Source organism: Amycolatopsis sp. NPDC102389 (assembly GCF_044765885.1).
Classification (GTDB): domain Bacteria; phylum Actinomycetota; class Actinomycetes; order Mycobacteriales; family Pseudonocardiaceae; genus Amycolatopsis.
This window is the reverse complement of record NZ_JBIWKX010000117.1, coordinates 1-9,459: the sequence shown is the minus strand read 5'-3', so window position 1 is coordinate 9,459 and position 9,459 is coordinate 1. Positions and strand designations below refer to the sequence as shown.

Here is a 9,459-nt window from a genome sequence, read left to right as displayed (position 1 = left end):
GCGTTTCGGGTTAGAACCCGAAACGCCACTCACGACCCACCCGCACCGACCATGCCACGTTTGACTTACCCCTCAAATAACCCCACTTGCCACTCACGACCCCAGGGAAAACCGGTCATGTGAGCATCAAACGGGCATTCGGTCGTCGACAGCAGTCCCATGTGGACGCTCAAGGTGCGGCAGTGCGCCTTCGGCGCCCGTGCCTCGCACCGAAGGCCTCCTCGCCCGCGGTCTCATCACGACACGTTTGACTTACCCCTCAATAACGACACTTACCACTCACGACCACCTGTACCGACGGCGGCCGAAAGGGCCGTCGCCGCTGCTCAACGGCTGAGCAGCTCGCCGAGCGGCTTGTCGGCCAGCGAGCCCAGCACGAGATCGGCGTGGTCGAAGTTCAGCACCGCGGTGATCGCGTTCGGCACGGCGACGCACTCGAGCCCGGCGGCCTTCGCCGCGGTGACGCCGTGCGGTGAGTCCTCGAACGCGATCGCCTCGGTCGCGGGCAGGCCCAGCGCGGCGAGCGCGGCCAGGTAGAGGTCCGGGCTCGGCTTCGCCTGGTGGAGGTCGCCGGTGAGAACGGCTTCGAACGCGTCCGCGAGGCCGAGCCGGTTCAGGTGGGTGGTGACCCAGTCGCCGGTCGAGCTGGACGCGATGGCCAGCCGCAGGCCATGTTCCTTCGCCTCTTCGAGGTACTCCTCGACGCCGGGGCGCGGCCCCACGGATTCCAGCAGCTCGGTGACCCGGGCGCGGACGCCGGTGCGGACCGCGACCCTGTCGAGGTTCTCGTCGTCCTTCTCCAGCAGTTCGAACATCGCGACGGCGGTGTTCTGCGTGCCGATCACGGTGTGCCAGACGTCGAGGGGGAGCTCGCCGCCGCGGGCGCGGAACGTCTCCTGCCAGGCCACGAGGACGGCCGCCTCGGTGTCGACCAGCGTCCCGTCGAAGTCGAAGATCAATGCGCCGGTCATGGGACGAGTCTACGTCTTGACTCACTGAGTGGTACGGATTACCGTACGCATTCGTTAGGAAACTTACCAAACGAACAGTGTCTACGAAGTGAACGCCGCGCACCCGTCCCTCTCAACCCGCCGCCACGGATTCCCGGGGAGATCGATGTGAAGGCCCGAACCCGACTACTGCCACTAGGCGCGGCCGCCATCCTGTTGCCGACGCTGCTCAGCGGCAACGCGCAAGCCGCTGATGTCCTTTTGTCCCAAGGAAAAGCCGTTCTCGTCTCCTCGGTGGAGTCGTCGTCCTACGGTGGCGCGCTCGCCGTCGACGGCAAGACGAGCACCCGCTGGGCGAGCGCGGAAGGCGTGGACCCGCAGTTCATCCGCGTCGACCTCGGCGGCCCGTCGGCCGTCAACCGGGTCAAGCTGAACTGGGAAGCCGCGTACGCCACCGCGTATCGCCTCGAGGTCTCCAACGACGGCTCGGCGTGGACGTCGATCAAGTCCGTCACCAACGGCAACGGCGGGACCGACGATCTCACCGGGCTGTCCGGCCGCGGCCGGTACCTGCGCCTCGTCGGCACCAAACGCGCCACCAGCTATGGCTACTCCCTTTGGGAGATGCAGGTTTACGGGACGTCGGACTCGTCCGGCGACACCCAGGCGCCCACCGCGCCGACGAACCTCAAGGCCGGCTCGATCACTTCGTCCACTGTGGACCTGACGTGGACCGGCTCGACGGACAACGTCGGCGTCAGCGGCTACGAGGTGCTGCGGAACGGCCAGGTCGTCGGCACGACTGAAAGCGCTTCCTACACCGACAGCGGGCTGAGCGCGTCGACCGCGTACACCTACACCGTCCGTGCGAAGGACGCCGCCGGCAACGCCTCGGCGGCCAGCAACCAGGTCCAGGCGACCACACAGGCGGGCGGTTCGTCGTTCGTCCTCGCCGCTTCCGGTGACATCGCCGAACAGTGCACCGCCTCGTCGTCCTCGTGCGTCCACCCGAAGACCGCCGCGCTGGTCGGCCAGATGAACCCGGCCGCGGTGATCACCATGGGCGACAACCAGTACGACGACGCCCACATCGAGGACTTCACGAGCTACTTCGACAAGACCTGGGGCAAGTACAAGAGCATCATGCACCCGGTCCCCGGCAACCACGAGACCTACGACCACACCCCGCTGGGCGCCTACAAGCAGTACTTCGGCAAGATCGCGACACCGAACGGGAAGACCTACTACAGCTGGGAAATGGGCAACTGGCACTTCGTCGCCATCGACAGCACGGAGTTCTCGCCCGGTCTCGCCGCGAACGCGATCAGCGACGAGCAGCTGAACTGGATCAAGCAGGACCTGAAGAGCAACACCAAACCCTGCGTCGCCGCGTACTACCACCACCCGCGCTACACCTCGGGTGACCACGGCGACAACGACAAGATGGCCACGCTCTGGGAGACCATGGTCCAGAACAAGGTCGACTTGGTGCTCAACGGGCACGACCACCACTACGAGCGGTTCTACCCGCAGAACGCCGACGGCGACAAGGACGCGGCCGGTCCGGTGCAGATCATCGGCGGTGGCGGCGGGGCGACCCTGTACCCGGTCAAGACCGAACACCCGGCCACCGCGAAGGCGGTCTCGACCTACGGCGTGCTCAAGCTGAACATGTCGGACAACGCCTTCTCGACCCAGCTGATCGGGCTCGACGGCAAGACCATCGACTCCTCTCCCACCTACACCTGCCACTGATCCCCGTGAGGAGGTGCCGGGCCGCGACCCGGCACCTCCTCACGGCGTTGGAGGTCTCCTATGTACATCGCCACCAGTAGGGGAGCGGACGCCGCGGCGGAGGTCCCGAAGAGCGGCGTGAAACGGGCCGTCACGGGGAACGTCGTCGCGCTCGGCCTGGTCAGCCTCGTCACCGACATCTCGTCGGAGATGGTGACCGCGGTCCTCCCGCTCTACCTCGTCCTCGGTCTCGGCCTGAGTCCGCTGCAGTTCGGTGTGCTCGACGGCCTCTACTCCGGTGTCACCGCCGTCGTCCGGCTCCTCGGCGGGCATCTCGCGGACCGGTGGCAGCGGCTCAAGGCGGTCGCCTGCTTCGGTTACGGGCTTTCAGCGCTGGGCAAGATCGGCCTGATGCTGGCGGGTTCGTCCACCGTCGCGATCGGCGCCGTGCTGGCCGCCGACCGCACGGGCAAAGGCGTCCGGACCGCACCGCGCGACGCGCTGATCACCTTGAGCAGCGATCCCGAACATCTCGGCCGCGCGTTCGGCGTGCATCGCGCGATGGACACCTTCGGCGCGTTTCTCGGCCCGCTGGTCGCGATGGCCGTGCTGTGGCTCAGCCTCGGCAGCTACGACTCGGTTTTCTTCACGAGCTTCTGCGTCGCCGCGATCGGCGTGATCATCCTGGTGGTGCTGGTCAAGGACCATCAGCCGAAGCCGCGAGCCGAACGGCCGAAGGTCTCCTTGCGGGAGACCGCGGGCCTGATCCGGCAGGCGTCGTTCCGCCGGATCTGCGTGTGGGCGGCGCTGCTGGGCCTGGTCACCCTCAGCGACTCGTTCCTCTACCTCGTGCTGCAGCGCCGCTGGGAACTCGGCGCGGTCTTCTTTCCCTTGCTGCCACTGGGAACCGCCGGCGTGTACCTGCTGCTCGCCGTTCCGTTCGGCAGGCTTTCGGACCGGATCGGCCGCTGGAAGGTGTTCCTCGGCGGGCACGTCGCGCTGGTCGTCGCGCTGCTGGCGCTGCTCGGACCGGTGGACGGCGGCATCCTCGCGGTGCTGGCGCTGGTGCTGCACGGTGTCTTCTACGCCGCCACCGACGGTGTGCTGATGGCCGCCGCCGGACCGCTGCTGCCCGAACACCAGCGGGCGAGCGGGCTGGCGCTGGTGCAGACCGGGCAGGCGACGACGCGAATGCTCGCGTCCGTCCTTTTCGGACTCGCCTGGACCACGTGGGATCTGCACGCCGCGGTCCTGGTCGCCGCGGGCGCGCTGGCCGTGGTGGTCGTCGCGGCCGCCTTCCTCCGTCCCTTGCGGACCTACGCATGAGGGCGCGGATCCTGGGAGTGGCGGCGGCGGTCGTCGTCCTGATCGCGGCGGCCGTCGGCTACGGCGTCCTCTCCCGGGATCGCGGACCGGCCGTCAACGCGGTCGCCGTCGTGACCGGGCAGCCGGTTTCGGTGCAGGCCAAGGGACAACTGCTGTTCCGCAACACCGCCGAAGGCCCCGACTTCGGCCATCTCGCCACCGTCCCGGCCGACCGTCCCGGCGAACCGCGGAAGGTGTCCGGCCTCAGCTGCGACCGGTTCGCCGCTTCGGCGGGGACGGCGCTGTGCCTGGCCGCGCAGCCCGGGGTGCTGCCGCCGATGACCGACGTCATCGTGCTGGACAAGGACCTCAAGGAGATCCGCCGGATCGAACTGCCCGGCACTCCCAGCCGCGGCCGGGTCTCGCCGGACGGGAAGCTCGCCTACTGGACGCTGTTCGTCAACGGGGATTCCTATGCGGAGACCGGGTTTTCGACCAGGGCCGGGATCTTCAACCTGTCGACGGGGAAGCTGACGAAGAGCATCGAGGAGATGGGGCTCCTGCTCGACGGCAAGCCGTACTACTCGTCCGACGTGAACTACTGGGGGATCACCTTCGCCCCTGACGGCAAGAAGTTCTACGCGACCGTGGGGACCAAGGGGAAGACGTATCTGGTCGAGGCGGACTACGAGAAGCTCGTCGCGAGGATGATCCGGGAGAACGTCGAATGCCCGTCGCTGTCACCGGACGGGAAGCGGATCGCCTTCAAGAAACGGGTTTCCGCCGATCTCGCGGCGCCGTGGCGGCTGGCCGTCCTCGACCTGGCCTCCGGGCAAGAGACCCTGCTGGCCGAGAAGCGGAGCGTGGACGACCAGGCGGCCTGGCTCGACGACCGGACCGTGGCGTACGGCGTGGACTCGGCGATCTGGGCGGTTCCGGCGGACGGGAGCGGGGCTGCCCGGATGGTGGTCGAGCAGGGTAGTTCGCCGGCGGGTGTGTAGTGGGTCCAGCGGGTCGGGGGGGGGGGGGGGGGGGGGGGGGGGGCCGAACCCCCCCCCCCCCCCCCCCCACGACCCACCCAGCCCAAGACTGTCCGCCTGCTCCCGGAAGACGTTGTAGGCCTCGGTCCCGAACAGCACGAACCGCACCAGTTCCACCGAGCACGACCCGGCCGAGAGCGTGCTCACCACGGTCTCGAGGGCGATCTCGGCGGCGGACTCGACGGGCCACCGGTAGATCCCGGTCGAGATCGCGGGGAACGCCACGGTGTGCGCGCCGAGGTCGGCGGCCACGTGCAGGGAATTGCGGTGGCACGCCGCCAGCAGGGCCGAGCGGTCTTCGGAATCGGACCACACCGGCCCGACCGTGTGCACCACCCAGCGCGCCGGGAGGCGGCCCGCCGTGGTGGCGACCGCCTCTCCGGTCTTCAGCCCCTTGCCGTAGTGCCCCGCGCGCAGCGCCCGGCATTCGGCGAGGATCTCCGGTCCGCCGCGGCGGTGGATCGCGCCGTCCACCCCGCCGCCGCCGAGGAGCGACGAGTTCGCGGCGTTGACCACGACGTCGACCTCTTGTTCGGTGATGTCGCCTTCGACCAGTTCGATCATCGTGATCGCTCCGTCAGTCGGTGAAGTACTCGATCAGTACCGGGGCCACGGCCTTGGGCTTGAGCATATGCGTCTGGCCCTCGATCGTGCGGTGCTCGGCGCCGGGCACCGCCTTCGCCAGCGCGGCGACGCCGTTGCGGATCCACGCCGGGCTCTTGCCGCCGTCCATGACCAGCGTCGGCACGGAAACGCTCGCCCAGCGGGCTTCGGGCAGCGGGGTGCCGTCGTGCAGGCCGTCGAACAACGCGGCGTCGTAGCGCAGGGTCGGCGCGACCTTCTTCAGCTTCGGCCAGGCGGGCATGAACTGCATCATGAACACGACCGGAGCCGGGACGCGGACGCCTTCCCGCATGAACGTCTTGATCGCGGTGCCGGGACGTCCTTCCGCGATGGCCTTCTCCAGCCGTTCGTCGTAGTCGGCCGGGACCGGCGGGCGGGTGTCGTCGACGACCAGCGGGAATTCGTAGACCGCCAGTTTCGTGATCGGCAGCCCGGCTTTCGCGGCTTCGAGCGCCAGCGCGGCGCCGGAGGAGATCCCGTAGACGTGGGCCGTCCCGCCCGCTTCCTTGATCAGCGCGGCGATGTCCTCGACTTCGCGGGCGACGGAGAACGGCTCGGTGTCGCCGCTTTCGCCGCGGCCGCGACGGTCGTAGGTGTAGACGGTGAAGTGCGCGGCCAGTTCGGCGGCCAGCGGCGTGGCCGGGCCGAACTCGCGGTGGCACATCGCGCCGTCGACCAGGATGACGGCGGGGCCGGAGCCGGTGCGGGTGTAGGCGATGGTGGTGCCGTCTTGCGAGGTCACGGTGCTCATGGCGGGAATTCTCCTAGGGTTGTCTAGCGGCTTGTGCGGACGAGGACGGCGGTGACCCAGCCCCAGGCCAGCATCACCGTGGCCCAGAAGGCGAGCATCACGATGGCGTTCGCGTTGCCGGAGCTGATCCCGGCGAAGGAGGCGAAGAACGCGACGCCGGTGGCGCGGGAGTAGACGGCCCAGCCGCGGTGGCCTTCACGGGAAAAGCGGCTCGCGAACACGAAGGTCGCGACGATCAGCGAGAGGAAGCCGACCGAGCCGGCGGCCATGTGCAGGATGCCCGCGGTGCTGACGGTGGCCGGACCGGATCCGGCCGGGCTGGTGTCGATAGGGAAACCGTTGCCCGGGTCGGCCTTGAAGACCGCGGCGAAGAGCAGGCTGACGCCGAAGACGCCCAGCAGCCGTGGTCCCCATGTGCTGCCTCTGCCCGGTTCGAGCGTCCGGCTCAGGCCGATCGCTCCCGCGATCATCAGGATGCCGGTGACCAGGAAGTTCGTCACCTGGATCCAGCCGGCGTCGCCGTTGCTCAGCATGCTCGCGGGGTGCTTCGTCAGGTCGAAGCCGTCGCGGACGGCGGCCTGGGTGAGCGAGGTCAGGAAGTACAGCGGGCCCGAGACGGCGCCGCAGGCGAGCAGGGCGCGGGCCGGCAGCGCGACGTGGGTCCGGGTGGCGGTGAGGGTCATCGGTTTCAGCCTTTCGGGGCGGGGTGCGTCGGGGACAACTCTCGCTCCGAAAGTCTCGATTGTCAAGACAAAAAAAATTGTCGGTGGCACCCGGTGCGACGCCGGAGGGTGTCGCGGGAGGTGACTACTTGCCGTTTCGCAAGGTCAGGAGGGTGATCTCGCTCGGCGCGAAGACACGCAGCGGCGGTCCCCAGAAGCCGGTGCCGCGGCTCGTGTAGAGCTGCGTGCGCTCGCCGTGGCGCGAAAGCCCGGCCAGGACGGGCTGGTCGAGCCGGACCAGGAGATGGAACGGCCAGATCTGGCCGCCGTGGGTGTGCCCGGAGATCTGGAGGTCGATGCCCGCCTCGGCGGCCTGCTTGACCTGCTTCGGCTGGTGGGCGAGCAGGACGACCGGGGTGCTCGCGGCGACGCCGTCGAGCGCGGCGGGGAGATCGGGGCCGTGGCCGGGCAGGCCGGACGCGGCGCCGGTCGGGTCGTCGATCCCGGCGAAGACGAGCGTGTCCCCGCCCCGGTGGACCTGGGCGTGCCGGTTGTGCAGCGTGTCCCAGCCGAGGTCGCGCATGTGGTCGAGCCAGGCCTGCGCCTCGCCGAAGTACTCGTGGTTGCCGGTGATGTAGAACTTGCCGAGCTTCGCCCGCACCTTCGCGAGCGGCGCGACCTGCTCCTGCCGCTTGGTGACGGAACCGTCGGCGAGGTCGCCCGCGTGGGCCACGACGTCGGCGTCGAGTTCGTTCACCACTTCGACGACCTTCTCCGACCACTTCGTCCGATTCAGCGGGCCGAAATGGGTGTCGGTGATGATCGCGAAGCGGAGACCGTCGAGCCCGGCGCCGAGGCGGGGGATCACGACGTCGAGTTCCTTGAGCCTCGGCACGCGCCGGGCCTCGGCCATCCCGTACACCGCCAGCGCCGCGAAGGCCACCAGGACGACGCCGGACACGATTCCCGCCGCACTGTCCACTCCGGACACGGCGAGGACGAGCCTCAGCACGTTTCCGAGTACGGACAACGAGAACAGCAGCCAGATCAGCCCGAGGGAGAGGTCGCCGATCTTCGCCGCGACGTCGCGCTGCCACGGGCCGTGGCCGAGGATCATGCACGCGGGCACGGCGAGTGCCGCGACGGCGAACACGATCGTGCCGAGGACTTCGAGCGCGGCCGGGAGCTCGGGGGCGCCGACGATCGTCCACCACGGCAAGCCGAACAGGAGGGCGAGAACGGCGATCAGCGCGGCGACGCGGACAAGGATGCGGGGCATGATGACGGCCAGACTAACAGACCATCGGTCTCTACCGCCGTCTTCGCTGAGGGGCGTCTCAGGTACGTAGACGGGCGTACGCGAGATGCCGCTTCACGGCCGACGCTTTTCGTTGTGCCGCGGAAGACACTCTTCGGCATGAAGGAGATACGGACGATCGAACGCGTCGCCTACGCGACCGGGGCGCTCCTGTTCCTCAGCGGTCTCGTGCACGCGGTCGTGCTGATCGCGTCCGGCGGTTCGTGGAACGGGCCGCTGTCGATGCGGAAGGCGGTCACGTTCGGCCTGTCGTTCGGGCTGACGCTGGCCACCGTCGCCTGGGCGACGTCGTACGTCGCGGTGCGGCCGCGGGTGCGGAACGCGCTGCTCGGCGTCTTCACGGGGGCGAGCGTCGTCGAGACCACGCTGGTGAGCATGCAGGCCTGGCGCGGGGTGCCGTCGCATTTCAACTTCGAGACCGCCTTCGACAACGCCGTGTCGACGACGCTCGCGGCGGGCGGCGGCGTCATCATCCTGACGGCGGTCTCGTTCACGGCCGCGGCGATGCGCGGCGAAGGGGAGACGACCGCGAGCATGCGGCTCGCGGTGCGGTTCGGGTTCGTCGCGCTGCTGGTGGCGCTGGGCGCGGGCGCGGCGATGATCGCGAGCGGCGTCGTCGAGGCGCGGGGCGGGAACCCGCAGCTCGCGTACACCACCGCCGGCGCGCTGAAGCCGCTGCACGCGGTGGCGATGCACGCGATCCTCATCGTGCCGGGACTCGCCTGGCTGCTGCGGTTCGCGGACTGGACGGAACGGCGGCGCGTGCGGCTGGTGTGGTCGGCGATCGGTGCCTACTCGGTGCTGACCGCGGTGGTGGGGCTGGAGTCGGTGACCGGGGTTTCGCCGCTGGCGGCTTCGCCTGTCGAGATGGCGACGTCGGGGCTGGCGTTGGGGGTGCTGGGGCTTATCGGTGCGGTGGCTGCTCGTGAAGCGGTTCGGCGTCGGTCCCGGTGGTGGGGGGGGGGGGGGGGGGGGGGGTTGAAAACAAAAAAAAAAAACAACACCCCCCCGCCCGCCCCCCCCGCGGGCGGCGGGCGGGCCGCGGCGGGGGGGGGCCCGGGGGCCCGCCCAACCC

The 9,459-nt window shown here is 69.3% G+C and carries 7 protein-coding genes and 2 pseudogenes; 4 read left to right on the top strand and 5 right to left on the bottom strand.

Annotated elements, in window-relative coordinates; all coding sequences use genetic code 11:
* Positions 1-326: 326 nt before the first annotated feature.
* The gene (locus ACIRGA_RS40500; protein WP_400952751.1) at positions 327-971 is read right to left on the bottom strand and encodes an HAD family hydrolase; all 645 of its coding nucleotides are present in this window, start codon (positions 969-971) and stop codon (positions 327-329) included.
* Between the two features lie 147 nt (positions 972-1,118).
* On the opposite strand from ACIRGA_RS40500, the gene ACIRGA_RS40495 reads away from it, so the two are divergent.
* The 3 genes from ACIRGA_RS40495 to ACIRGA_RS40485 are packed head-to-tail and all read left to right on the top strand — an operon-like array spanning position 1,119 to position 4,990.
* Positions 1,119-2,705, top strand: coding sequence for a discoidin domain-containing protein (locus ACIRGA_RS40495; protein WP_400952748.1), 1,587 nt, complete (start codon positions 1,119-1,121; stop codon positions 2,703-2,705).
* A gap of 60 nt (positions 2,706-2,765) precedes the next feature.
* A complete protein-coding gene (locus ACIRGA_RS40490; protein ID WP_400952745.1) occupies positions 2,766-4,010 on the top strand; it encodes an MFS transporter in 1,245 nt (414 codons plus the stop codon).
* Positions 4,007-4,990 carry a hypothetical protein gene (locus ACIRGA_RS40485; protein ID WP_400952742.1) on the top strand — a complete coding sequence of 328 codons (984 nt, stop codon included), beginning with the start codon at positions 4,007-4,009 and terminating at the stop codon, positions 4,988-4,990. The genes ACIRGA_RS40490 and ACIRGA_RS40485 overlap by 4 nt, the downstream gene beginning before the upstream one ends.
* A gap of 84 nt (positions 4,991-5,074) precedes the next feature.
* Here the strand turns inward: ACIRGA_RS40485 and ACIRGA_RS40480 are convergent.
* The 4 genes and pseudogenes from ACIRGA_RS40480 to ACIRGA_RS40465 form a co-directional block, all read right to left on the bottom strand.
* Positions 5,075-5,593: pseudogene (locus ACIRGA_RS40480) on the bottom strand (O-acetyl-ADP-ribose deacetylase); the annotation flags it as partial.
* Between the two features lie 13 nt (positions 5,594-5,606).
* On the bottom strand, positions 5,607-6,404 hold the full coding sequence (locus tag ACIRGA_RS40475) for an alpha/beta fold hydrolase (protein WP_400952738.1): 798 nt from the start codon (positions 6,402-6,404) through the stop codon (positions 5,607-5,609).
* 23 nt (positions 6,405-6,427) lie between these two features.
* A complete protein-coding gene (locus ACIRGA_RS40470; RefSeq protein ID WP_400952735.1) occupies positions 6,428-7,087 on the bottom strand; it encodes a DUF998 domain-containing protein in 660 nt (219 codons plus the stop codon).
* Between the two features lie 124 nt (positions 7,088-7,211).
* Positions 7,212-8,345 (bottom strand): metallophosphoesterase, encoded by a 1,134-nt coding sequence (locus tag ACIRGA_RS40465; RefSeq protein WP_400952732.1) that lies wholly within the window; start codon positions 8,343-8,345, stop codon positions 7,212-7,214.
* Between the two features lie 138 nt (positions 8,346-8,483).
* Here ACIRGA_RS40465 and ACIRGA_RS40460 point away from each other — a divergent pair.
* Positions 8,484-9,335: pseudogene (locus tag ACIRGA_RS40460) on the top strand (hypothetical protein); the annotation flags it as partial.
* Between the last annotated feature and the right edge of the window lie 124 nt (positions 9,336-9,459).

Coding starts and splice junctions, on each gene's coding strand:
- ACIRGA_RS40485 (WP_400952742.1), top strand. CDS start 4,007: ATGAGGGCGCGGATCCTGGGAGTGGCGGCGGCGGTCGTCGTCCTGATC.
- ACIRGA_RS40470 (WP_400952735.1), bottom strand. CDS start 7,087: ATGACCCTCACCGCCACCCGGACCCACGTCGCGCTGCCGGCCCGCGCC.
- ACIRGA_RS40490 (WP_400952745.1), top strand. CDS start 2,766: ATGTACATCGCCACCAGTAGGGGAGCGGACGCCGCGGCGGAGGTCCCG.
- ACIRGA_RS40475 (WP_400952738.1), bottom strand. CDS start 6,404: ATGAGCACCGTGACCTCGCAAGACGGCACCACCATCGCCTACACCCGC.
- ACIRGA_RS40465 (WP_400952732.1), bottom strand. CDS start 8,345: ATGCCCCGCATCCTTGTCCGCGTCGCCGCGCTGATCGCCGTTCTCGCC.
- ACIRGA_RS40500 (WP_400952751.1), bottom strand. CDS start 971: ATGACCGGCGCATTGATCTTCGACTTCGACGGGACGCTGGTCGACACC.